Below are 25,864 nucleotides of genomic sequence, written 5' to 3' on the forward strand. Positions count from 1 at the left end.
GCCGAGCAAGCAGCCCGAATGCTCCCCCAGTTGGACAGTCCGGTCTGATTCACAGTCTCCAGGGATCAGCCCTTCGAGAAGATGGACGCCGCGGGCGTCTGGGCGGTGGACAAAGGCAATCGATCTGTGATCCAAAACGGCGAGGAAGTTCCCGTTCCACTTTCCGAGCAAAAGTTCAGCGGAAACCTTCGAGTTCGGGTTTCTCCGGAGACTCACCGGCATCTCGCCATTTGCGCAAAAGGAACAGGGCGTATCACTCAACAGGTATCTGACCGAGCGCTTGGCGGGTCACTTCTGAGGGGCTAGCAGCCATGGTCCGGGAGAAAAGCATGGTCCTTCCAGCGCTGGTAAAGAATGTCGTAGCCATCACTTAGAGTGATCTCGACGACGTGACGCACCAAAAACGGGATCCCAATGGACTTCTACGCCATCAATTCCCTGCGGGAAAACCATGCAGGCTGGTCACTCCTCCGCGCCCAGAATGCGCCCCTGGCCCTGACGTTTTTCATGGCCGCGTTCACGGGACCCAACCAGCGCAACCTGGGCCGGCAGGAGCTGATCGATGTCCTGGATGATGTGCTGTTCGGTCTCCGGGACAGCGAGGGCGAGGACAGGTTCCCCCGGCCTGCGGGAGAGTACCTCGATGACTGGGCCTCCAACGAACGCCAGTGGTTGAGGAAGTACTACGTCCCGGGCGAGGACGAACCCCACTACGACCTCACGGCGGCAGCCGAGGACGTGGTCCGCTGGGTGGAGAATCTGCGCGGGCGGGACTTCGTGGCCACTCAGTCCCGCCTGACCAGCATCTTCGCGGTGCTGAAGCAACTGGTGCGGCAGTCCGAGACGGACCCGGAGGTGCGGCTCGCCGAGCTGCAGCGCCAGAGGGACGGGATCGACGCCGAGATGCAGCGGATCCGGGACGGCAACATCCGCGTCATGACCGGGCCGGAAGCGCTGGACCACCTCCAGCAGCTCACAGCACTGGCCAAGGACTTACTCTCCGATTTCCGTGAGGTGGAGCAGAACTTCCGCAAGCTCGACCGGCAGGTGCGCGAGCAGATCGCCACCTGGGACGGCACCCAGGGTGATCTGCTGGAATCGATTTTCGACAACCAGCAGGACATCAGCAGCTCCCTCCAGGGCCGCACTTTCCAAGGTTTCTGGGACTATCTGATGTCGCCCCAGCTCCGCACCGAGCTGCAGGACCTGCTCCAGCGCGCCACCCGGATCGAGGCCCTGGCCAAAAACGACAGCCTGCATGCGGTGGCCAACCTCCACCAGGACTGGCTGCCCGCCGTCGAACAGACCCAGGCCACCGTCCGGCAGCTTTCCCAGCAAATGCGGCGGCTCTTGGACGACAAGGTGTTCCTTGAGAACAAGCGCATCATGCAGCTGATCCGCAGCATCGAATCCGGTGCGTTGGGCACGCGGGAGGCACCGCCGTCGGGCGCTTTCATGGAGATTGAAGCGCCGTCCGTGGACGTGGTGCTGCCCTTTGAGCGGCCCCTCTATGAGCCCAGCCGGAAAGTGCTGGTGAACGACTCCGTTGAAACGGCCGACGACGCCGACGTGGACGCCTCGGCCCTGTTCGGCCAGTTCTTCGTTGACAAGGAACGCCTGCGGGCCAACATCGACGCCGTCCTGGCCGAGGCGGAGCAGGCCACCCTCGCCGACGTCACGGACGCGTACCCGCTCTCCCAGGGCCTGGCGGAGGTAGTGGCTTACTACCAGCTGGCCACCGAATCGGACTGGGCCACTATCAACCCCGAGCAGTCCGAACACCTGACCTGGCAGCTGCCGGACGGCACCATCCGCGAAGCCACCATCGAACAGATCATCTTCGGAAGGCCGGCATGAACCCCGCCACCCCAGCCACAGCTGAGACGGAAACCCGCACGCCGGAGGAGCTTCCCGCCGTCGTCACCCGGCTCTTCAAGGGCGTACTGTACGCGGAGAACGATGAGAAGCTGTGGCAGTCGCTGCTCGGACTGACCTCGCACGTGCGCGACTACGTCTCGGTGCTGGGCCTGGAGCTGGTCCTGGACGAATCCGAGGGTTACGCGTTCCTGCGGTCCAAGGATGATCCGGAAGGCACACTCCCCCGGCTGATCGCCCGCCGCACCCTCACCTTCAACGTCAGCCTGCTGCTGGCACTGCTCCGCCGTCGCATGATGGAGTTCGACATCAACAGCAGCGAGGTCCGGCTCATCATGACCGGACAGGAGATCGCGGACATGGTGTCGGTGTTCCTGCCGGAATCCAGCAACGAGGCCCGCGTCCTGGACCGGCTTGGGGCCGACATGAAGAAGGTCGTGGAGCTCGGTTTCCTGCGAAAGCTCAAGGGGCAGGCGGACACCTACGAGGTGGCACGGATCCTGAAGGCGTATGTGGACGCGCAGTGGCTGGAAGAGTTCGACGCGCGGCTGGCTGACTACCGGGCGACGCTCGCCGGTGAGCCGCCCAGCACAGCGCCGCCTACTGCGGAGGCGACGTCCGGGCGCGGGAACGGGGATGACCAATGACGGCGGACCTGCAGGAGAGCCTGTTCAGCCTAGACGACACCGCAGCAGACGCCGGCACTCCCCCGGGTTTCCGGCTGCACCGCCTGGAGCTGCTGAACTGGGGTACCTTCCACCAGGGGGTGCGCACGTTCCGGCTGGACGGGGCGAACAGCCTGCTCACCGGCGACATCGGTTCGGGCAAGTCCACCGTGGTGGATGCGATCACCACGCTGCTGCTGCCGGCTCACAAAATCGAATACAACAAGGCCGCAGGGGCGCAGAAGAAGGAACGCTCCCTGATGTCGTACGTCCGGGGCTTCCACAAGAGCGCCCGGAGCGCCGGCGGGGAGTACTCCAAGCCGGTGCCTTTGCGTCGTACCGGACAGCTGACCGTGGTGCTGGGCGTGTTCCACAACGCGGTGCTCGGCAAGTGGGTCAGCCTGGGGATTACGCTGTGGGCCACGCAGGAGGCGGGGCAGCCCAACCGCTTCTACTCGCTCGCGGAGGCGGACCAGTCCATCGCTGCGGACTTCAGCAACTTCGGCCAAGACCCGCTGAAGCTGAAGAAGAAGCTCCGCGCCGCCGGGGCATCGGTCCATGACACCTTCGACCCCTACGCGGCCGCGTTCAAGCGCCAGTTCGGGATCAGCGGCAACCAGGCCATGGAGCTCTTCCACCGCACGGTGTCCATGAAGCAGGTGGAGAACATCACCTCGTTCGTGCGCAGCAACATGCTGGAGGAGGACGACGTCGCCACCCGGATCACCAACCTGATCCACCATTTCGACGACCTGAAGAAAGCCCACGACGCCGTCCTCCGCGCCAAGGACCAGATCGCCCTGCTCACACCCATCAAGGACGGCGCCGCGCTGCACGCCGGGCTGACCGCGGACGACGACCTGGCCCGGAAACAGCGTGGCCAGCTGCACCCCTGGTTCACGGACCGGAAGCTGCAGCTGAGCCTGGAACACCAAACGGAGCTGGAGCAGACGGGCGTCCGGCTCAGGGAGGACTCGGCCCGGCTGAACGGCGAGGTCAAGCAGCTGCGCCGGGATCTGGCCGGGGTGGAAGAGGACATCAGAACGAATGGCGGTGGACGGCTCACAGCGATCGACGCCGAGCTGGCCGCTTTGGCCGTCAAGTCCGCCGAGCAGCGGCAGCGGTTCGAGGCCTACTCGGATGCAGCAGCGGAGCTTGGCCTGCAGGCCCCGGGGGACCGTGTCCGCTTTGACGCGAACCGGGCCAGGCTCGCCACGGTGGAACAGGAGTTGACGGACCGGTCCAACGTATTGCACGAACAACGCACCACGCTGTCCATGCAGCAGGCTGAACGCTCGGCCAGGTCAGCGGAGCTCAAGGCCGAGCTCACCAGCCTGCAGGCCCGGCGCAACCTCATCCCCCTCCCCCAGCTAGATATCCGCGGCAGGCTCTGCGAAGGAACCGGTATAGCGGACAGCGAACTTCCGTTCGCCGGCGAACTGCTCAAGATCCGCGACGGCGAGGCAGCATGGGAGGGCGCCGCGGAACGGACCCTCCACGGGTTCGCCCTCTCGCTCATGGTGCCCGCGGAGCACTACGCCGCGGTCAGCAGCTGGGTGGACGCGAACAACCTGCGCGGCCGGCTGGTGTATCTGCGAATCGGTGAGTCCTACGCGCCCAGGGCCGCCGAGCCGGGGACGCTGGCGGCGAAGATCGCCATCAAGCAGGGCACGCCGTTCCGGAACTTCCTGCAGGATGAGCTCAGCAGCCGGTTCGATTTCTTCTGCTGCGACAACCTGGCCGACTTCCGCCGCTACCCCAAGGCGCTGACGGCCAACGGCCAGCTCAAGGGCGGCCGGGGCCGGCATGAGAAGGACGACCGCAAGGACCTGGCGGACCGGCGCAACTACGTTCTGGGCTGGGACAACCACGACAAGATCGCCGGGTTCCGCGCCGAACGGGACGAGGTGCAGGGCACGCTGAAGGTCGTGGCCGGGCAGCTGGACCGCATCAACCAAAAGCTGGGGGCGCTGGGCCGGCACAACCAGCAGCTCGGCATCGTACGCTCCGTCATTGAATTCGGCGAAATCAGCTGGCAGGCCACGGCCCGCAGCATTGAGGACCTGAAGGCGGAGAAGCGGGCCCTGGAAACCACCAGCGACGTCCTGCAGCAGCTCATGGCCAAGCAACAGCAGGTCACGGACGGGCTGGAGCGGCTGGAGGACAAGGCGGGCAAGCTTCGGGAGCGGCTGGGCGCCAACGAGAAGGACGCCCGGGACATCGCCGAGACAATCGAGGAGTGCCGGGCCGTCCTGGGTGAATCGCCGGTGACGGACGACGCCGGGGTGCTGGCCGCCGTCGGACGCCTCGCCGACGAGGCGCTCGGGGACAAGACGCTCACTTACAAGAACACGGCCACCGTGGAAAGCGCCGTGCGGAACGGGCTGACGGACACCATCGACGCGCTGTCAAAGCGGATCGCCCGGGCAGCGGAGAGCACGGTCCGGCAGATGGCGGACTTCCGCAACAAGTACCCGAACGAAACCACCGATGTCGATGCCTCGCTGGAGGCCGCGGCGGACTACAACCGGATGCTCGAGCAGCTGGTGGGCAACGACCTGCCACGGTTCGAGAATCAGTTCAAGGACCTGCTGAACCAGAACACCATCCGCGAGGTGGTGGCGTTCAACGCGTTCCTGGACAGCCGGCGGCAGAACATCATGGACCGGATCGGGGAGATCAACCAGTCGCTGTCGGGTATTCCGTACAACACAGCCCGGCACATCCAGCTGGAGCACCAGGCCACGTCGGACCAGGACGTGCGCGAGTTCGGCAGCGACCTGCGGGCGTGTTCGGAGGGGACCATCGGTGAGACGGACCAGTACTCCGAGCAGAAGTACCTGCAGGTGGAGCGGCTGATCGACCGGTTCCGGGGCCGCGAAGGACTGACGGACCTCGACCGGAAGTGGACGGCGAAGGTGACCGATGTGCGGAACTGGTTCACGTTCTCGGCGTCGGAGAAATGGACGGAGACTGGCGAGGAGTACGAGCACTTCACGGATTCCGGCGGCAAGTCCGGCGGGCAGAAGGAGAAGCTGGCGTACACCATCCTGGCGGCGGCCCTGGCGTTCCAGTTCGGGCTGGGGTCCGGCAAGGGGGCGGGCCGGAATGCCGGCAGCGGCAGGAGTTTCCGGTTCGTGGTGATTGACGAGGCGTTCGGCCGGGGCTCGGACGAGTCCGCCCGGTACGGGCTGGAGCTGTTCCAGCGGATGAAACTGCAGCTGCTCATCGTCACTCCCCTGCAGAAAATCCACGTGATCGAGCCGTTCGTCTCGCACGTGGGGTTCGTGGCGAACACCAACGGCGACGATTCGCAGCTGCGCAACATGACCATCCAGGAGTACCGCGAGGAGAAGGAGCGGCATGCCGGCTGAGTCCTGGACCACGCTGGCGGGCCTGAGGGTCCTTTCGCTGAAGGCGTGGAGCAGCGGTTCCCTTCTCCGCGAGCTTCTGGAACCCACCGGACTGTACCCCCGGCGTCGTTCGTTGAAGCGTCCGACGGCGGCGGCCCTCCTCAGTGACTACGCTGCGGCCCGTGCGTGGGCCAGTGAGCTATTTTCCGGGGCAGGTGCCTACTCATTGGAGACCGTGGAGACCGGGCGCCGGACTGCGGGGGCCAATTCCCTTCCCGCCACGGCTGTCTTTGCCACTGTTGAGGACGAGATCGGCTTTGTTGGGAAGACGCGGGAGGCCGGCGTGTTCCGGTCTCTGACCGAGGGCCTGGGCGGAATGGATCCCCAGCTGGTTGACTGGGCAGCGAGGCGGCCGATGAAGCTTCTCGAACTGGGGCCGGCTGCCTTGACTGCAGCGCGCGTAGCGTTGTGGCTGCGGGACAACCCAGCGCCGGCTATCTACGTCCGCCAGTTAGGCCTGCCCGGCGTGCACACGAAGTTCATCGAGCGGCACCGGCAGGTTATTGACCAAATGCTGGCCTCCGTCGAGTCTTCCACCCGTGACCAGGAAATGTCCGCAGGTGACGACGAGCTGGAGTCCCCGGGCAATGATGCGGGGCTCGAGGACAGCGCGGGACGGACACCTGCGGCGAGATTCGCGCGTCGGCACGGGTTCCTGCACCCTCCGGAGTTAGTAAGGTTTCGTCTGTTGGATCCTGAAATTGACCAGTTCGGTGGGGCCCGGGACATCACATTGACAGCCGAAGCGTTCAGCAGGTTGCGGCTGCCGGTGGATACCGTCATTGCAACGGAAAACCAGGTGAATTTCCTGGCACTTCCGGACCGCCCGGGGACGCTGGCACTTTATGGGGGCGGGTACGGATTCTCTTCCCTGCGGGACGCCGCCTGGCTCCGGGGCTGCCAGGTCCTCTACTGGGGCGACATTGACACCCACGGCTTCCGGATCCTCGACCAGCTCCGGGCGGTCCATCCGCACGTGGAGAGTGTGCTGATGGATGAGCGAACCCTGCTTGCACACAGGGATGCTTGGGGCAGGGAAGAATCGCCCTCGCGGGCGGCGCTCGCGAGGCTGACGGCGGCAGAAACGGCGCTATACGAATCGCTGGGGAACAGCTTCTATGGCTCGAATATTCGTCTGGAGCAGGAACTTATCAATTGGCGCTGGGCGCTCAAACAGCTGGGGGCTTGAGTCTTATCCCACGCGCCCTATCCTGTATCCGGGATTAAACGCTGCGACGTGCTCGGAGGTGTTCGCTGTTAAGCCGACGACGGCTGCTCTTCATGCAGAGTGCCGGCACCTATCCTGCGAACTCAAAGTCGATGGTGACTTCAGGATCAACGTTTGCAATGAGTCCGGAGTAGAAAACCTTGGCCTGCTCCTTCAGCGCTGCTTCGTTTTGGGAGATGTACTTCTGCTTGTTCTCGTCACTGAGGATGTTGTTCATCATGCGAGTTTCAACGGCTGGCGCTGCCAGCCAGCCAAGCGCGTTGCTGCTTTCGAGGGGGTCCTCGAACGTGGGCTTGTCGAAGCCGATGCCAATAAATTGAGGGATAGTTACCCGAAACGACTCTGAGCCGGTGGGCTCGATCGTCACCCGTGATCCGTCGATGCCTAATTTCGCGTCGAACTTGTACTGGATCAGGGTCGTTTTCTCGCTCGCGGGTACGGCCACACCGAAAATCTCTCCATTGCTTTCGTGCTTCGAGATACCCTCGATGTGAAGGCTGAGCAGCGCGACCTCTTCCAAGCGTGTAACTGACTGAATCACCTGCGAATCGCGTTCGTGCGAGCTGCTGGTGAACAGCGAACTGAGTGCGAGCGCGTTGAGTGCACCGGATGCGAATACAGCGCCCGATCCCGCACCAAGCAGCACTATGATCAGCAAAACAAGCCAAAGCGGAACACGCACTTTGAAAAAGTTGGTTATTGCTTTGAAGAAGTTCATGAGTATTGAGTCTCCAGTTTCGTTCGACGATGAGAGGCCCTCAGAATTCCGAGGTGTGACCGCATGTAGAAAAGCAAGAGCTGGCCGCTTATGACGCGCCACCCGGCCCCGGACATGCGGCTACAGCCGAGCGTTCCTGACTGCCGTATGCAAAGCGCCTAGCGAAGCGGTGAGGGCTGGTGTTCAGCAGTGTCCTGGCTCTCCGCCAGTTCCTCTGCATCTTCCGCTAGACCCTCAACCAGCTTCGGCTCAAGGCCGTTCTCGGACAAGTACTTCATTGCCCTTCCAATTGTTTCAAGCTTCTTCTTCAGCTCTTTCAGTGCCTGAGATGACTCATCGGAGAACTCGTCCAGGCGCTCATATTCCCGGCGGACTGTTATCTCATTTGAAGTTAGGATGCTCCACAACGTGTAGTCGGGTTCAAGGTTTTGCCGCTTGCGCAGTATGGCGGCCGCCAAGCGGCGCTGGATCACTGCTTCGACAGTTTCGGCTGTAGTGCCGGGGCTGGCAAGGCTAAAGGCGATGCCACCACCACCCGCACCCACCAGCGTTCCCGCAGTTAGAAGTCCACCAATCATTCCTCCAGGACCGAATCCGGCCAGGGCACTCGTGATGACTGCGGCCCCGACTACCCCAGGTGCCGCAGCCAGGGCCAGGCCGCCGGTAGCAACGACTAGTGCAACGGCACCCGCTCCAAGTGCTCCCCATTTCTTCCAATCAATAACGAGCGCTCCACTGAGGACATCTTGGGCCTCTTTGGCAGCCTCAAAAACGTGAGTACCGTACTGGCTACCCAACCCCATCTCCGAGGTGAGCTCCCGCATTGCGCCGGGCCATTTACCGCGGTCTACATTGATATCAAACGGCCGGATTACATTTTCGGATGCCAGAACTGTTAGTAGCGTTACTGCGTCCTCTTTAGTGAGATGACGGCTCGGCAGGGGCTCAGGGACGCTCGCATTCGAGTCTGAAGCGTCGAAGGCCAGCCTTGCAACTTGAGAGGGCAGCGGCCTCCCCGCTTCCTTATTCCTTTGCCGAATTTCATCGACGACTGTGGCCTGCACTTGCCGCAGCGCTCCAGCAAATCGAATACCCTGTTCGCCGTCAAGCCGTTCCTTGAGCAGATGGGCATAACGCAGTGCCACCAAGGCGGTCATTTCAGACGCATCCAGTGGAATATCGAGACCTCGCTCCACGGGGACGATTTCTTTGGACTTTGATCCGAAGAGCCCAAACCCCACGGCTTCGGCGACGGCATCGTGTGAAAGGTACGTTTCGGCGTCGTGTACATGGTGGTTGAATCCAGTTCCAATTCGGAAGTCAAGCATCCAGTTGTACACCGACGACAGGCCCCTGTGGGCCGCTACTGGGTCCAGCACGTTCCAGAAATTTGCCCACCAAGCCAAGTTGGTGGGTGGCTCCTGCATATTTTCGCGCAGTTTGTCGACATTGAATCTGCCACTCGCTAGTGGGCTACCGATGGTGACCAAGCCGACCACCTCGAGCTCTTCTGGTAACCGCTGAATCAGGTCTGCAGCAATTACTGACCCTAGGCTATGACCAACAATTACTATCCGGCCGGCTGCGGGCAGTTTGCTTAGGATTAGCCGCAGAACCTGTGCTCTGACGTCAGCGTCACCGAGGTACTTTCGGACTTGCGCGAAACCGGGAAGGTTCGCCGCGCCGTTAACCACTAGTTCGGCGCCACCCCAACCGGTTCCGTGGTCATGTCTTCCTAACCGAAACTCCAGCGCAGCTGTGCGTCGCTCAAAATCCCGGCGATTCTGGCGGACCTTGTCCCTCGCAGGCTGCTTGACGTTGATCTTCGGAAGAGGGAAGGATTCATCACTGTCCCTGAGCGCGTGAGCATATCTGGGCGCAAGTATGCGTTCAGGGTTTATGCCCGGATACCCCAGGCGCGATAACGCCGCCTCAAGGCCAGTCAGCCAGGCACGGTCTCTGTTTCCGTCTCCGACGCCGTGCAGAAAGAGCAGGAGGGGTTCTTGGGACATTGGAGCTCCGATCAAAAAATGAAATTAAGTTTCGTAAATCTGTTGCAGCATCTGGAAAACCGCATGGTACGCGTCCGGTCCTCTTGACTAAGTGACTAGCCGCACTGTGTCGCCGCGCAGTTCCAGATGTCCAGTGTCCACTCCATGCTGCAGCCCCTCATTCAGGCGAGCCGTGATGCCTGCAGTCCTGCGCTTCCCGCCGAACGTCTGAATCGTTTCCCGATGCAGCTCATCTACAGCAATGCCGCCGGTCGCACTGACGATATCCACCATGGCATTCCGTAGCTCGACAACGCTGATGTGCTCCGGTTTGCGAACGATGTCATCGCCATTAGGCCGGAAGATGCTCCAAGTGCGCCTATCTACCGTGGCATCCCAAACGAACCCATCGTCGTCGATAACGTGAGCCGACGGATCGACCAGACGAAGCACGGAGTTTGCACGGGAACCGTTGACTTTGTTGAGGCCGAATGCAGCACATACCAGTTTTGCTAAACGGTCCTGATGTACAGGCCCCTCAGCCGCAACAACAACACCTATGGCATCTCGGACGGCTACAATGGAACGTCGTGAGTTCAGACTGTCAAGAACGTCTGTGGTTCCGAATTTTTGGACGGTCCAGGGCTCGTAAGTCTGAACTCCGGCGTCAACACGTTCTGTCGACAGCGAGGCAATTGGTTTCCGGATCTCCTCGAAAAGTGGCCATGTCCCCGAGACGTCCGTGAGGCTTTCGTCCGCATCAGTGGGATGAGATTCGTCAGGGATTCCCGGGCCGGCGATCACCCGCGTCTCAGGCTCAGCGACAACCTCTACCGAAGCGTCCTCGGCAGCTTCCCGCAAAGACAGTTCCAGCCGATCGAGGACGGCCTCGCTGTCCGCCAGCCACGCCGGCAACCATACCCGCTCCACTGAAGGCCACCGCATCATCCGCGTCAGAACATCCCGGGGCAGCCCGTCCCTGTCCCCCGCCGTCCGACGGGCAGCCCAGGCCGGGCCGTCCATCAAGATGGCCATCAGCTGGCGCGAAGGATCTTCCGCCGACGCAACACTCAGGTCCACCTTGAAATCGGACAATCCCACATCTGAAGAAACAACAAAGCCGCGGTCCCGCAGCGCGTCGGCTATCTCTTCCCGGTGCAGGTCAATGCTGGCCGTGCGACGCCCGTCATAAGGCAGCGCCGCGGTGCCCTGCTCGGCCAGATCGAGGTAGGACCGCAGGTGCTTGATGCCAACGGAGCTGGTTTCCTCGGAGCGCAGATCGGCCGGGTTGAAGCTGGAGAAAACAATAACTTGTCGGCGTGCACGGGTGACAGCAACGTTGAGGCGCCGTTCTCCACCGGACCGGTTCAAGGGGCCAAAGTTCAGCGGCAGATATCCCTTGTCATTCTTGCTGAACCCCGTGGAGAACAGGATGACGTCCCGCTCATCACCCTGCACGTTCTCAAGGTTTTTGACGAACAGCCCTTCTGCATCCTCATCAAGGGCAGCGACGATACGCGGCTCCTCCGTATCACGCAGCAGACCTTCGATCAGCGCGCGTTGCTGCAGGTTGAATGTCACCACCCCCACGGAGGGAGTTCCTGCGGGATCAGCATCAAACCTGCGGCGGATCTCGGCGACCACCGCGGCAGCCTCCACAGGATTGGTACGGAGGACCTTGGATGGTCCCGAGCGGTGGAACTGGCCATCAACCCGGACGAAGTTCACGCCGTGTCCGCGGACACCCGCATTCGCAGCACCGTGGGACGGACCCGGGAACGAGGAAAGCTTGCTGTCGTAGTACTGCTGGTTGCTGAAAGCAATCAGCGATTCGTCCTGGCTCCGGTAGTGCCAGGACAGCCACTGCCGCGGCACCCGCGCTTCCACGCATTCGGAAAGGATCGACTCCATGTCCTCCACCACCGAGATCTCGGCGTCCCCGTCGCTGCCCGCGTCGGAGGAAATCTCCGCGAACGACGTCGGCGGCATCTGCTTGCTGTCACCCACCACCACCACTGACGCACCGCGGCCCATGGCACCCACCGCGTCGGCTACCCGGATCTGTGAGGCTTCGTCGAACACCACGATGTCGAACAGCCCGGCCTTGGCAGGGAAGAACCGCGCCACCGAATCCGGGCTGACCAGCGTGCAGGGCATGATCCCTGTGATGAGGTCTGCGTAGTGTTCCATCAGTTTGCGGACGGACATGCCACCCCGCTGCCTGGTCAGTTGCCGTTGCAGCTCGCCCATGCGCCCGGAGGTCGACGACGACGAGACCGTCCGGGAGTGCAGGACCCCGGCGGCGAGGTTCGTTTTGAGCAGCTCGCGTACCGTTTCCGCTCGGCTGGTGAACCGCTCGATGGTGCGCTCATGCACCATGGTGTCAAAATCGCTGAACCCGGTAGCGATGCGCCGTTCGGCCAGCGACCCTTCAGCCAAGCCGCGTTCAAAGGCTGCCGCGGCGTCATCGGCGTCCAGTTCCCCGTCAAGGATGGCACTACGGGCGTCCACCAGCCCCGCAGTACGCAGCGGCTCGACATGGCGGACCAGCTCGAGCCACCGCGTCAGGGGCACCGACCCCGCCGTATCCAGTCGACGCGCCACGGACGTTTCCCACCAGCGGGCCAGGAAGCCCCGCTCACCGGTCCACGTACGCAGGTCAGCGGTACCCACGCCCCGGATCTGAAGGAATTCTTCCCAGGCCTGGGAAAGCTCCCGCAGCCAGCCGACAACGTTCTGGTGGACGTCCGGGGCGTCCTTCAGGAACGTACGGAGCTCGCTCTGGAAGCTCACGACGGCGGGCTCCGGAGACGGCTGCACCGCCTGCGCGGCCCAGCGCAGCCAGGAAATGCGATGTCGCAGGTCGGCTTGGGCGTCCGGTATCAGCGGGTTCCATTGCTGATCCGCAGGAAGCCCCGGCAGCGAGCCCCTCGTTGCCCGCAGGCCAGAGACTTCGTGCTGGACGGCCACCAGTTTCTCCAGCAGCGGCACCAGCTCCTTGTGGCGGACTTCAGCTCCGGAAACAAGCACGGGGTACAGTTCGGCGGCCACTGCCAGCAACCGCTTCTTGCGTCCCCAGACCCCGGAAGCTGCGGCCTGCTGCGCACGGCCGAGGATTTCTGGCAGAGGAAGATCCATGGCCTCCGGCGCTACGTGCTCAAGGCCCGGGTGCTGGACGGACGCAAAGGCCGTAACCAGCTTGTCCAACTGTTCAGCATTAACCGACCAGTCGCCGGAGCGGACCACATCCAGGGTCCCCAACGGAACGTTCCGGTCCTGCAACAGCGTGGCGAGAGTTCCGACGTCGGCCGGCGTCTGCGCTGCGTCCAGAACCGACGGAAGCCCAGGGGTTGGCCGCAAGGCGTTCAGGGCCTCGTTGAGTCGACGTCCCAGAGCCAGCAACTGCTTCTCCTGCTGCTCACCGCCGGCAACGGAGGCAAACCGCCACGGGTGATTAGGCCCAGGACGGACAGGGTCGGTGAACTCCGGAAGTTCCCTGAACACCTGCCGAATGGAGGCGAGGGTGGAGTCATTCAAGGACGCTGTCAGTTCCGGGCTGAGCGGAACTGTCGCATGATCAGGTTCATAGGTCAGCGCCTTGGTTCGCGCGCTGTAGAGAGACAGCTGCGCACCATTCTCCTCATGGATGTTCTTGGCGTAGCGGATCAGTCCACGCCGGGCTGATGCAAGATCCGTCGAGGCAGTCTCAAGCTGCTGCTTGTTCGCAGACAGGCTCAGCTCCAGGGCATGTTTGATCTGGGCCCGAACCACTGCCGGCTTGCTGCCCTTGTCGTGCAGGTCCAGGGAGAACGGCCCCATCCCTACGTCGTCGAGCCGCTTCTGGACAACGTCGAGTGCTGCCCGCTTCTCGGCGACGAACAGGACCCGTTTGCCGTCGACAATGGCTCGGGTCAGGAGGTTGGTGATCGTCTGTGACTTTCCAGTGCCCGGAGGGCCTTCCAGGACAAGCGTCTGGCCGGCGACCGCAGACGCGACTGCCTCCAACTGCGACGAGTCCGCTGGTATTGGACATTGTGCCGCCAGGGCGTCCAGGTCGACGTCGGGGGTGACGGGAACGTTGTCTGAATATAGTTCCGTGGGGGTGCTGATGAGGTGTTTGACCAGGCTGTTGGCGGTGAATTCCTTCCAGTTCTCGTCAAGATCCTTCCACAGGCGGAATTTGGCGAACTGCAACATGGACAGGTCCACGGTGTTTTCCACGCGGAAAGCCAGGCCCTTGGCCGAAACGGCGGCCCGCACAGCAGCGAACGCGGCGTCCAGATCGATTCCGGATCCATCTTCCTCCGGCTCCGCGAGGCCCGGAATGCGCAGGTCATGGGACTGCGCCAGCTTCTCGAGGAGGCAATAGTTCGGCGTGGACTGGCCGGTCTCATCGAGTGTGACGCGGTACAGACCGTTTTTCCCTGCAGAAGTCAGCTTCACCGGGACCAGAACCAGCGGGGACCGAAGCGCCCGGCCGTCCAGCTCCCACATCAGGCTGCCAATGGCCAGGTAGAGGTTGTTGGCTCCGGTTTCCTCCAGCTGGGTCTTCGCCTTGTAGGCGAGACCGCGCATCTTGGCGCTGTAGCCGTCTTCGCTGACCTCGGCAAACACGGCTTTTTTGGAGCTGAGCAGGTCGGCGAGTTCATCCTGGGGAAGGTCCCTGCCGAACCGGATGCCGCGCTCCTGGTGGATGGCACTGATCTGGTTGGAGGGTAGCAGGCTGACGGACGTGCCCTTGCTGATGAGGTCCTCGAAGGCGCCCATCCATGCGGTGGGCACCGCGAGTGGGAACCGGGCGGTGTCAGTGAAGTTGATGAGCCTGTTCCGCAGGCTCAGGTCCAGCAGGGCGTTCTTCCACTGAACCACTCTGGGTGGAACGTTGGAGGTGGTCCGGGCGGGTTCTCCGCTGGAAGTTGCCTTCTCGGGCAGTGCCGGCGCAGTCTTGGTTTCCGGGACGTAGTTGACCACGGTGTAGGTTCCGGCGTCGGACGTGGTCCGGGCCGGCAGCGGGTAGATGCCATCGAGGCGGGCACGCCGGATGTCAGTCACCGCGTTGATCTCGTCATTGCCGCCTTCCACATAACGGTTCAGCGGGCTGCTGCGGAGTGCGGCCGCCGAGATCGGCTGACTGCCGGTGAGGAGCGTGGTTTCCACGAGGCCGATGAAGCCCCGCTGTACAAGGCTGACCAGCTCGGACACGTCGTCGGACGCAGCAGTGCTGAGGCTGCCTTCCTCGCGCCAGTAGCCGAGGAAGGCGTGGCCCTCCACCAGCCAGAGCAGAGGCCTGATGCCGCAGAATTCCAGGGCGGCGGCCAGGACCAGCGTGGTGTCGAGGCACGTGCCCAGACGGTCGTCAAGGACCTGCGCCGGGGTGCGTACCTGCTGGCCTTCCAGTCCCCAGCTGGCGGGTGGCATGCTGTAGCGGATGTCACGGGCGCTCATGGCCTGGGCGATGGCAAACACGATCTGATCAACCCGGTCCCCATCTTCCAGGTACCCGTCGAAGCTGCCGCTGCCCGTTGTTTGCATGAGGATGTCGGCGGCCTCGGACATGAGCTTGGCAATGCTGGGATGGTGCGGTTGGACATACGCGGCCAGGAACTCGTAGGAGACGAGTCCCCGTCCCGCGATCCACAACTGGGCGGGCAGGAGCGTCAGGTCCGTCTCTGCGCGGCCCAGCTCCGCCACGGCGGCATCGGCGCCCGCCGATTGGACGGTCACCAGCACCTTTCCCATCTGCCGGTCAGCCAGTTCATACATGGTGGTGGCCTGAACTGGAACGTTGAGGTCATCGAGCGTGATGGTTTGACCTGCGGCTAGGTCCACGTACTGCTGGAAGTCGCCGGAGATCCGGCCCGACTGCGCGGAGGCCTCCACTTGGACCACGGCACCACGGATTTCCGCGCCAATGTTGGTGATCTTGACCTGCCTGACGAAGCGGAAGCCGTTATGCGCCATCGCGTAGCTCAGTGCGTCTGCAGTGGTCACCTCGACCACAACATGAGGAGCGGATGCCGCCGGTTCGTGAATCCCAGGTTCCGCTGAAGAATCTAGCTCCTGGAGGGCGGATTCCGCGACGGCCGCGGGCAGAGCCTGCTGTTCTTCTTCCGATTGTTCCCGGTTCAGAGAAAACCGGTTCTGGTACTCGGTGAGAAGCGCAGCCAACTCGCTGTGAGTTTGGTCCAGCCCGATCACTTTGGCCAGCCGACCGGCGGTGTCCAGGGCACGGAAGGTATCGGCGTCGTCGAAGCTCTCATTGTGGGCCCAGCGGTTGCGTGCCTGACGCAGCTCGGAGGTGTGGCTGCGCGCATCATGCGGGAGGTTGAAGGGGTAGCCTAGGGACCCCATGGATTCGGTCATAATGCGCATCTGCACGCTGAGATCCGTGGGGGCGTAGGTTTGCGCAGCGCGTCCGGCGTTCTCGTCCTTGTGCTGAAGGATCTTGGTCCAGACCACGCCCGGGGCTATCTCAGCGACCACTCCTGCGATGTAGGGCTCAAGGCCAACCGCCAAGGCGTCAAGGGCCCGGCCCACGTACTCGCGGTTGGACAGACTCATCGGATTCCCCCATCTACGGCACCGGCATCAGCACCGTCATTCAGTCAATGCAACCAATCATGGCATCCGGCGCTGACAATCCTGCGTGTCTGCTGGTTCCGGCGCCGCTCAGCGGTCCGGAAAACCGGTAAGTTACGGCCCGGAACAATTGAACCGATAGTTTGCGGCCCTTTCGGCCCTCCCGACGCTGCGGACACGGAGAAAGAGCCGTCCGGCCGGCGCAGCGAGCTTTGACCGCGGACGACGCCGTTCGGCAGGACCGGTGGGGCTGCGACCAAGTGGACTTCCGGCTTACTGTGCGATCCGCCCTTGAAGTTCTTCGTCGATCCTACGATTGCGTGCAGAGATGAAAGCGTTGCTAAGCCGTAAATACTCGAGGTATTCGTCACGGTCCTTCGGAACGGCTGGTGTGCTGAAGTCGGCGAACGGGTGGAAGAACCGGATTGTCTCGGCGTCATCCTCCACGAGGTCTTCCAGTAAGAAGAATTTGACGTACCCGGCGAAATCCCCGAACAGTGCGAAGAAGTCCGCATACCTGAGCAGGACCGCTGCGAGGGGGCTCGGCTCACCGAGATAGTGGCGGCGGATGCACTCAAGAGTCAGGTCGAAGCGATCGGCGATCCTGGGATGGAGTCCGCGTGCACCATTGATCGTCGGTTTTCTGCCGACCCTGTTGCCTGGAAACACGAGCGTGCTTCCGGGGGTGTAGCCGCGGTACTTGGGTAGGTCGTCTTCCGGTATGTCACGGATGACGTTCCGAGCCTTCTTTCGCAGCCTGGTGGTGATGGCGTCGCTGGCGAGGAAGTAAACACCGGACGAGGATCGGTGCACGAGGTACGCGCGGGGTTCCATAGTCAGGTGGAAGTGCTGGCCGGTGGGCAACTCCTTGCTCCACAGCAGCTGGTGGTACTTCCGTAGGGCGGGGCTGAAGGAGTCAGGGTCCTTGCCGTCCGGGGTATCGGAGTGGAAGTCGAAGGTCATCGGTGTCCTTCGAATTCGATGTGGATTCCACGGCTGTGACTTTCACCAGTCTGGGCGTGCCGTGGTTGCTTCGCGTGCCTGGCGGCCACTTCAGTAGGCGCTATATGAGCAAGCGCCGGCAGTAACCTTTTGTACTTCACTGTTGGAGACCCCCAAATCGTGCATCGTGCGCGTAGTGCGTGAATCGTCTCATGCGAACCCACTGGCAAAACCGGTCTTGATGCAATGCTTCCGGGTTCCTGCGCTAATGCTGAGAAGTAACCACTGGGACCGTGCAAACGTTGGCCTGATTGTCCGACCAAGGGCAGGCGTGGAGGGACGACGGCGGCACTCGCCTCCCGCCGTCGTCCTTCCAGATGCCCGCCCACCAGAACCTACGGGTGCACCAGCACCCTTAACCGCGGCGTCCTTGGGGTTGATGAGGGTATCGAAGCCGTGCTCCACCAGGTCCTCCAGCTGGATCCGGCCCGTGATGCGCGTCCACCGGAATCTTCTCGCTCAGCCCTCCCCCGCCGCCAGCCAGGTCACCGCGTCGACGGCTCCGTGGTCAGGGTACTCCCGCTGCTGCTTCAGCCGCCGCCAAGGCCTGGGAAAACCTGTCCACCGCGAGCTTGTACTCGCCCGGGTTACCAGCGGTTCTCTCGTGGTCGGCGGCGCGCATGGCCCTGAGCATGGCCGAAGTGGCCGGAAGGGACGTATCTGACATCGCGGGATAGTCGAACTGCAGCTGCGGGTCCACCTCATAGGTGAGCCACCGCCGCTTCAGCAGATCGTGGCGGTCCGCGGTCCTTCCGTATTCCTTCAGATCCGCCAGGGAAAAATCCGCCAGCAACACGCCGTCCACGCCCGCGGCCTGCGACGCTGTTCGGACTGCCTCACGCTGGCGGCCCAGGGCGTCCTCGGTCCCCAGAGCCAATGGTGTCACGCCCTTTTGGGCGAATTCTGCGTTGAATTGGTAGGCCCGGATCTCCGCCGGGGTCATAAAGTCCAGGTCGGCCGGGGATTTCTTGGCGAACTCCCTGACGCCGTAGGGGCTCGCGACACTGCTGCGGGGCACCGGGTAAAAGTACCTTCCGCCGAAAAACCCCGCCACCGTTGCAATCCAGAAAACAAGGTCGGGAGCATCGACCGACACTGCCCCGACCGCTGCGCCCACCGTGCATGCCGCGTGGCCGGTTGTGAAGAGAATTTTGGTCCGGCCCAGCCGGTGTACACGGCGGGGACGGTCCAGTTGTTTCTCATGGATATTCTTGAGCCCCAATGCCCAATCACTGGCGTTGCCCACCAGTCACGCTCCTCAGTAATTCCGGACGGCGCCTCCACCGTCAACTCGGACACCGGTGACGTGCTGCTGTGCGGCCCGCCGCGGTCAACCTGAACACCGGTGTAGGACTTGACCGTGTACGGTCCCCCCTCGCCAACAATACCTCCGCGGGCTGCCCCGACGGGCTTGAGTCCAGATCCAGGACGAGGCGTGCCCTGCGCCGCGCCCACGAACTGGTCATTTCCAGTGTCCCGCGCCCGGAGAGCCCCACCGGCCTGGCGCATTCGTGGCGCCGCTCCATGGCCTGGGTATCAGCCCGGATCAGCACAACCCGCGGCACCTGCACGACGTCGCCGACGTCCTGGAGCAGCGGCGGGAGCACCGGCTGCAGCAGGTCATGCCGGCGCTCCACGACCTGCTGGCCGACGATTCCACTTCCGGCCGGCACCTGCTGGTGCTGACCGACGCCCACGGCGAGATCCTGTGGCGGGTGGGCAGCGCGGACGTGATGCGGCGGGCGGACCGGCTGGAGTTCGCCGAAGGGGCGGACTGGTCCGAGGCCGGCATCGGCACCAACGCCATCAGCGAGGCGCTGGTCACCGGCCGGCCGGTGCAGCTGTTCTCCGCCGGGCACCTAGTCCGCACACCACGAGTGGGCCTGTACGGCGGCGCCCATCACGGACCCGGCCACGGGCCGGCTGCTGGGCCGGCCGTTGGGCGTGCTCGACGTCTCCGGTCCGCTTAACACCCTCAGCATGGACACACTGCGGATGGTGCGTTGCGCTGTCCGGGTGGCGGAAGCCTTGCTGGGAACGCCCGACGGCGGGATGGCCGTGGGTGCCGCTTTTCCCGTTCGCGCGTCCCGGCAGGCTGTCCGGCGGCCGGCTGTTGCGGTGGAGTCGCCGGAGAGTTGCGTGGACGTGAACGCCTGAAGTTTCTGCTACGTTTCAGCCGCGACGTGAATCCAAGATCACCAGGACGTGCTCCCCGCCGAGTTCCGCATCCTCGACAACATGAGGACGTCGGTCTCCTCGTCACCACGAAGACCTCTTCTCGATCCAGGGCGCGATGCCGGGGCTGGTGGCGCGGTAGAGTCCCTCAGTATTAGGGCTTTTCGAAGCGCGCCGCTATTGTTTCGTCAGCTGCAGCTGGCTTTAGGCGACAACCGGTCCATAATCTGGGCTATGACAAACGGGCGGCCGTATTCGCGTTGACACTGCCATGCGGGCCTACTTTATATTGACGGATGACGGCTGCCTCGTCGACCATGCCGATGCTAGTCCGCATTACGTGGTAAATTTCGGCTGAGTGAGCCCTGAACTAGCAGAGGTTCTTGATTCCGCCGGGGGGCTCGTGAAGATCATCGACAACGTCAACGACCTGCTAGGTGACGATCTCAAGGCCGAGGTCACATCCGGGTCCAAGGTGCGCATTGCCGCTTCGACCTTCTCGATCTTCGCTTTCGAGGCTCTTCGCAAAGAACTCGAGCAAGTCAATGAGCTGGAGTTCATTTTCACTTCGCCATCATTCTTGACGACTCAGGTCACCGGCAAACTCCCCAAAGAGCGGCGCGAGTTCTTCATTCCCGCCGACGGTCGAGCTGAGTCGAACCTGCACGGCTCCGAATTCGAGGTTCGGCTCAGGAACAAGCTCACCCAGCGAGCAATCGCGAAGGAGTGCGCCGACTGGGTGCGCCGCAAGGTCACCTTCCGGTCAAACGCTACTGGAAACCCGATGCAGCAGTTCGCTGTCGTCGACGACAAAGCCGCGTACATGCCGCTCCAGGGCTTCACCACCGCCGACCTTGGCTACGAGCGCGGCAACGCGGTCTCGAACATGGTGCAGCGCATCGACGAGGCCCCGATGACGGCGCAGTACATCCAGCTGTTCGACCAAATCTGGCACAACTCGGAACAGCTCGACGACGTCACCTTGGCGGTTTACGACCATATCGCCAGCGTGTACGAAGAGAACTCCCCCGCGCGCATATATTTCTTGATTCTCTACAACTTGTTCGCAGAGTTCCTCGATGAGATCAACGAGGACGTGTTGCCGAACGACCGCACCGGTTACCAGGAAACGAAGGTCTGGCAGAGTCTCTACAACTTCCAGCGCGACGCGGCGACGGGGATCATCAACAAGCTGGAGACCTACAACGGCTGCATCCTCGCCGACAGCGTCGGCCTGGGCAAAACGTTTACCGCTTTAGCGGTGATCAAGTACTACGAGCTGCGCAACAAGTCCGTGCTAGTGCTCTGCCCGAAGAAGCTCGCGGAGAACTGGACGAACTACAACGCCAATCTCACGACTAACATCTTTGCCGAAGACCGGTTTAACTACGACGTCCTCGCCCATACCGACCTCTCGCGCACCGGCGGCGAGTCTCTGGGCTTACGACTTGACCGGATCAACTGGGGCAACTACGACCTGGTCGTCATCGACGAGTCACACAACTTCCGCAACGCCGACTACGCCGAGGAGAAAGAGTCCCGCTACCAGCGGCTAATGCGGCGGGTCATCCGCGAAGGCGTGAAGACCAAGGTGCTGATGCTGTCGGCGACCCCGGTGAACAACCGATTCAACGACCTGAAGAATCAACTGCAGCTCGCCTACGAGGGTGAGTCGAAGAACCTTGCCCAACACTTGAACATCTCGACATCGGTCGAGAAAGTCTTCAGCGACGCCCAACGCGTCTTCAACGAGTGGTCCAAGCTCTCCCCGGAGGACCGCACAAGCGAGCGTATCCTTCAGATGCTCGACTTCGACTTCTTCGAACTCCTCGATTCCGTGACGATCGCTCGATCACGCAAGCATATCCAAGCGTTTTACGACACTACAGAGATTGGTGCATTCCCCGAAAGGCTGGCACCAAGGTCAGTCCGTGAACCACTGACCGACCTGGTGGAAACACCGAGCTTCAATGACATCTTCGAGCAGCTCCAGGCCCTCACCCTCGCCGTCTACACTCCGCTGGCTTACGTTTTTCCTAGCAGGATCAGCAAGTACGAGGACCTCTACAACGTCACTGCAGGCAGCGCCCGTTCTAACCTCGGCCAGCGGGGGCGCGAGCAGGGTCTGAAGAAGCTCATGACCGTGAACCTCCTTAAGCGGCTGGAGAGCTCGGTTGATGCATTCCGGCTAACGCTGGCGAAGATCGAGGGCTCCGTAAACCGGACCCTGCAGCGCCTTGACTCCCATGCAGGCCCGCTCACGGAAGTGAGCGCTGACCTAGCGGGTCTCGACCTTGATGTGGATGACGAAGACGACGCGAACGTCGAGGCGCTCTCGTTCGGCGAGAAGATCAAGATCGACCTCGACGATCTCGACATCGAGTCCTGGCAGCGCGACCTGTGGAACGACCGCGAGACTCTGCGCGAGCTGCTCGACGAGATGCGCAAGGTCGTCCCGGCCCACGACTTGAAGCTGCAGAGGCTCAAACAGCTCATCACCGACAAGGCCGCACATCCAATCAATGCGGGTAACCGCAAGGTGCTGGTTTTCTCCGCTTTTGCTGACACCGCCAACTATCTCTACCGCGAACTTGCCCCTACCCTTCAGAAGGCTGGGCTCGAGGCCGCCGTAATTACGGGCGGAAGCCACGGCTCTAAGACGAGCTTGGGTACCGGGTTCGACTTCCAGCAGGTGATGGCGCTGTTCTCCCCGCGCTCGAAGCAGCGTCACCTGACCATGCCGAAAGAGACGCGCGAGCTGGATGTGCTCATCGGCACTGACGTGATCAGTGAGGGCCAGAACCTTCAGGACTGTGATTACCTGATCAACTACGACATCCACTGGAACCCGGTCCGAATCATCCAGCGCTTTGGCCGTATCGACCGCATCGGCTCTATCAACGCTCATATTCAGCTGGTGAACTTCTGGCCCGACATCTCCCTCGACGAGTACATCAACCTCAAAGAACGCGTCGAAAACCGCATGGTCATCGCCGACCTCGCGGGCACCGCGAACGACAACGTCCTCACTCTCGAAGACTCCGACGCCGCGTTCCGCAAAGAACAGCTCCGCAAGCTCCAGGACGAGGTCATCGAATTGGAGGACGTCCGCGCCGGTGTCTCCATCACCGATCTGGGCCTCAACGACTTCCGAATGGACCTGCTCGGCTACATCAAGGAGTACGGCGACCTCGCCACCGCCCCCAAAGGTCTCCACGCCGTCATCCCCGCCGACCCCGCCAACGGGCTGAAACCTGGGGTGATCTTCGTGTTGCGGAACATTAAAACCGACGAGAACATCAACCGCGGAAACCGGCTCCACCCGCACTACCTCGTCTACCTCGACGACGAGGGGAACGTCATCGCCGACCACACCGAGGCCAAGCATCTGCTCGACCTCATACGCGGGGGCTGCCGCCCCTACGACGAACCCGTCACGGACGTCGTGCACGCTTTCAATGCAGCTACGAGTGAGGGAGCCGAGATGGGCAAGTACTCCGAACTTCTCACAGATGCGATCCGCTCGATGATCGACGTCACCGAGGAGCGCGACATCGACAGCCTCTTCACTGGAGGCCACACCACGGCCCTGACCCAGACCATCGCGGGTCTGGACGACTTCGAATTGATCGCTTTTATCGCCGTCGTCGACCCCGCCCGGGGTGTGCCCGCCAATGGCTGATCTGCTGTACCGATGGCCTGTTGCGGCGAAGTTCGGCAGCCGCGTGCCGAAGGAGAAGTTCTACGAGCACAGCACCGTCACCAACGCCGTCCGGGAGAAGTTTGTCACCGAGGTCCAGCGCATCGTCTGGGCCTACAAGCTCGCAGAGGCCACGGTCAACCTCCCCGGCAGTCCTGCGGTGCCCGAGGTCCAGGTCTTCCAACTCGACTCTAAAATGGACGACGTGTCCGAACCGGTGTTGACTGCGATCGACAAGGCCATCCCGTTCCCCATCATCTTCGAGATCACCCGCAGCGACGACAAAGATCGAGGCGTCCGCATGGTCGCGACGCCCAAGCATATGGGTACCGAACTCCCCCGACTCAGCGCCTACTACTCAACCGACTGGCAGCCCGCGGATTCCGAGCGACAGCCGCTCCCGACCGCGATCTCACTGCCCGCCCTCTATACTGCGCTTCTGAGTCCGCTGACGCCGGTTACTGTGCGGACGGGCGAGGAAATATCAGACGTGGCGGCCAGACTTCAATCCGTTCGCAAGCTCGAACGCGAGGTCGCGGCCCTGGAACGCATGATCCGCACCGAGCAGCAGCTCAACCGCAAGATCGAACTGCGCCGGGCCCTCAGGACAAAGCAATTAGAGCTAGAGCAACAGAGGTAAGCAATTGGAGAAACTACGCATGACGTCACCGAACCTGACCGACGCAAACATTGAGAAGCTCGCCGAGCTGTTCCCCAGCGTTGTCACCGAGACGACTGACGACGATGGCAACCCGACGCAGGCCGTCGACTTCGACCTCTTGCGCCAAGAACTCTCCGACCACGTCGTCGACGGGCCGCAGGAACGTTACCGGCTCGACTGGCCCGGTAAGCGCGCAGCCGCGTTCGCCGCAAACGCCCCCATCGCTAAGACCCTGCGTCCCGTCCGTCAGGAGTCTGTCGACTTCGACACCACAAAGAACCTCTTCATCGAAGGCGACAATCTCGACGCGCTTAAGCTGCTCCAAGAGTCGTACCTCGGCAAGATAAAGGTAATCTTCGCTGATCCGCCTTATAACACCGGGTCGGACCTTGTGTATGAGGATGACTTTTCCACGTCGACCGGGGACTACCTCTTGCGATCAGGAGAGCTCGACGAAAGGGGACGGCTAAACGCGAATCCGTTGACCAATGGTCGCTTTCATTCTGACTGGTTGACGATGATGTACCCGCGGCTGCGTCTCGCGCGGACACTGCTCTCTGATGACGGGGTTATTTTTGTCACCATCGGGGATCAAGAGGGCGCGAATCTTCGCGTTCTGATGGATGAGATTTTCGGCGTTGCAAACTTCATAGCCACGATTGTTTGGCAATCCCGAACTTCGATCTCAGACGATCAGGAAATCTCCGCTAACCACAACTATGTTCTCGCCTATGCTCGGGATCGCGGCAAGCTGAGCTTCTGGGGAGAGCCCCTTCGCTCTGACGAGTACTCAAACTCCGACAACGACTCTCGTGGGCCTTGGAAACTTGTGCCTCTGGATGCTAACAAGCCGGGAGGCGACACGAACTATGAAGTTGTCAATCCTGATACAGGACAGGGATTCTGGCCGCCGGCTGGACGTTCGTGGGCGATCAACCCGCGTTCCATGCAGGAGTTGATCGCAGACAACCGTGTGAAGTTTGGTCTCAAAGGGGACAGCGCGCCCAAACGCAAGCTGTACTTGAACGAGCGAATCCAACGCGGCGATACGCGCACCCCTAGCTCTCTGCTCCTCAATGCCGGTACCACGAAGGACGGAAGCGAAGAAGTCGCGAAGATCCTCGGGGGCAAGAAGATATTCGATTACCCAAAGCCTGTCTCCCTCCTAACCCGGCTTGTCGGTTACGGCGCTTCTGGCGCGAAAGACTGCACCGTGCTTGACTTCTTTGCTGGCTCCGGTACGACCGCCGATGCAGTCATGCAGCTAAACCTGCGCGATGGAGGCTCACGTCGATTCATCGTCGTTCAGTACCCGGAGAAGGTTGACCCTGCAACGCCGGCGGCGAAAGCAGGGTACGAAACGATCGCCGACGTAGCGCGAGAGCGGATCCGCAGATCAGGTGCACTAGCGAGTGACAAGGCCGGTCTCATCGAGGACGCCTTCGATATTGGGTTCCGGGCGCTCAAGGTCGACACCACCAATATGGCTGACGTGTTGCGCTCGCCGGACGAGACTGGTCAGCTCATGCTCGGTGAGTTGGAAAGCAGCGTGAAGGCGGATCGTTCGGGAGAGGATTTGCTATTCCAGGTCCTTCTCGATTGGGGCCTCGAACTGACAATGCCCATCGCCATTGAGCAGATTGAAGGTCACGAAGTCTTCATCGTCGAAGACGGTGCGCTGGCTGCCTGCTTCGGGTCGGGCATCACACCAAATCTTGTGCGCACAATCGCTAAGCGCGAGCCCCTGCGGGCTGTTTTCCGTGATGCGGGATTCGCCTCCGACGATGCCCGCATAAATGCCGAGCAGATTTTCCACGAGATGTCTCCGGCGACAGAAGTAAAGGCCCTCTGATCCCG

At 62.2% G+C, this 25,864-nt stretch carries 15 protein-coding genes; 10 read left to right on the forward strand and 5 right to left on the reverse strand.

Annotated elements, in window-relative coordinates; translation table 11 throughout:
- Nucleotides 1-81 precede the first annotated feature (81 nt).
- From JOE31_RS21970 to JOE31_RS17675, 5 genes are all read left to right on the forward strand, one after another.
- On the forward strand, nt 82-306 hold the full coding sequence (locus tag JOE31_RS21970; RefSeq protein ID WP_209746814.1) for a toxin-antitoxin system HicB family antitoxin: 225 nt from the start codon (nt 82-84) through the stop codon (nt 304-306).
- 108 nt (nt 307-414) lie between these two features.
- Entirely contained in the window at nt 415-1,857 is a 1,443-nt protein-coding gene (locus tag JOE31_RS17660; RefSeq protein WP_209746816.1) for a DUF3375 domain-containing protein, read from the forward strand.
- Complete coding sequence (locus JOE31_RS17665; RefSeq protein WP_209746818.1) at nt 1,854-2,522, forward strand: DUF4194 domain-containing protein; 669 nt, start codon at nt 1,854-1,856, stop codon at nt 2,520-2,522. The genes JOE31_RS17660 and JOE31_RS17665 overlap by 4 nt, the downstream gene beginning before the upstream one ends.
- On the forward strand, nt 2,519-5,914 hold the full coding sequence (locus JOE31_RS17670; protein ID WP_209746820.1) for an ATP-binding protein: 3,396 nt from the start codon (nt 2,519-2,521) through the stop codon (nt 5,912-5,914). The genes JOE31_RS17665 and JOE31_RS17670 overlap by 4 nt, the downstream gene beginning before the upstream one ends.
- Nucleotides 5,904-7,142, forward strand: a complete 1,239-nt coding sequence (locus JOE31_RS17675) for a Wadjet anti-phage system protein JetD domain-containing protein (RefSeq protein ID WP_209746822.1) — start codon at nt 5,904-5,906, stop codon at nt 7,140-7,142. Before JOE31_RS17670 ends, JOE31_RS17675 begins: the two co-directional genes overlap by 11 nt.
- 109 nt (nt 7,143-7,251) lie before the next feature.
- On the opposite strand, the gene JOE31_RS17680 is transcribed toward JOE31_RS17675, so the two are convergent.
- The 5 genes from JOE31_RS17680 to JOE31_RS17700 all read right to left on the reverse strand — a co-directional run bounded on the left by JOE31_RS17680 (nt 7,252) and on the right by JOE31_RS17700 (nt 18,717).
- Nucleotides 7,252-7,899 (reverse strand): DUF4230 domain-containing protein, encoded by a 648-nt coding sequence (locus JOE31_RS17680; protein WP_209746825.1) that lies wholly within the window; start codon nt 7,897-7,899, stop codon nt 7,252-7,254.
- 158 nt (nt 7,900-8,057) lie between these two features.
- Nucleotides 8,058-9,389 carry a hypothetical protein gene (locus JOE31_RS17685; protein ID WP_209746827.1) on the reverse strand — a complete coding sequence of 444 codons (1,332 nt, stop codon included), beginning with the start codon at nt 9,387-9,389 and terminating at the stop codon, nt 8,058-8,060.
- A gap of 609 nt (nt 9,390-9,998) precedes the next feature.
- Nucleotides 9,999-16,451 carry a DUF3320 domain-containing protein gene (locus JOE31_RS17690; protein ID WP_209746829.1) on the reverse strand — a complete coding sequence of 2,151 codons (6,453 nt, stop codon included), beginning with the start codon at nt 16,449-16,451 and terminating at the stop codon, nt 9,999-10,001.
- Between the two features lie 291 nt (nt 16,452-16,742).
- The gene (locus JOE31_RS17695; RefSeq protein WP_209746831.1) at nt 16,743-17,432 is read right to left on the reverse strand and encodes a hypothetical protein; all 690 of its coding nucleotides are present in this window, start codon (nt 17,430-17,432) and stop codon (nt 16,743-16,745) included.
- A gap of 547 nt (nt 17,433-17,979) precedes the next feature.
- Entirely contained in the window at nt 17,980-18,717 is a 738-nt protein-coding gene (locus JOE31_RS17700; protein WP_209746833.1) for a hypothetical protein, read from the reverse strand.
- A 265-nt stretch (nt 18,718-18,982) separates the two neighbouring features.
- Here JOE31_RS17700 and JOE31_RS17705 point away from each other — a divergent pair, with 265 nt between their 5' ends.
- From JOE31_RS17705 to JOE31_RS17720, 5 genes are all read left to right on the forward strand, one after another.
- The gene (locus tag JOE31_RS17705) at nt 18,983-19,441 is read left to right on the forward strand and encodes a hypothetical protein (protein WP_307864443.1); all 459 of its coding nucleotides are present in this window, start codon (nt 18,983-18,985) and stop codon (nt 19,439-19,441) included.
- 10 nt (nt 19,442-19,451) lie between these two features.
- Nucleotides 19,452-19,628, forward strand: a complete 177-nt coding sequence (locus tag JOE31_RS21875; RefSeq protein ID WP_307864444.1) for a hypothetical protein — start codon at nt 19,452-19,454, stop codon at nt 19,626-19,628.
- Nucleotides 19,629-20,049: 421 nt separating this feature from the next.
- Nucleotides 20,050-23,328 carry a helicase-related protein gene (locus JOE31_RS17710; protein WP_209746835.1) on the forward strand — a complete coding sequence of 1,093 codons (3,279 nt, stop codon included), beginning with the start codon at nt 20,050-20,052 and terminating at the stop codon, nt 23,326-23,328.
- On the forward strand, nt 23,321-23,986 hold the full coding sequence (locus JOE31_RS17715) for a DUF4391 domain-containing protein (protein WP_209746837.1): 666 nt from the start codon (nt 23,321-23,323) through the stop codon (nt 23,984-23,986). Before JOE31_RS17710 ends, JOE31_RS17715 begins: the two co-directional genes overlap by 8 nt.
- 19 nt (nt 23,987-24,005) lie before the next feature.
- Nucleotides 24,006-25,859 carry a site-specific DNA-methyltransferase gene (locus tag JOE31_RS17720; protein WP_245199244.1) on the forward strand — a complete coding sequence of 618 codons (1,854 nt, stop codon included), beginning with the start codon at nt 24,006-24,008 and terminating at the stop codon, nt 25,857-25,859.
- Nucleotides 25,860-25,864: the final 5 nt, after the last annotated feature.

This window comes from Arthrobacter sp. PvP023, from assembly GCF_017832975.1.
Classification (GTDB): Bacteria; Actinomycetota; Actinomycetes; order Actinomycetales; family Micrococcaceae; genus Arthrobacter.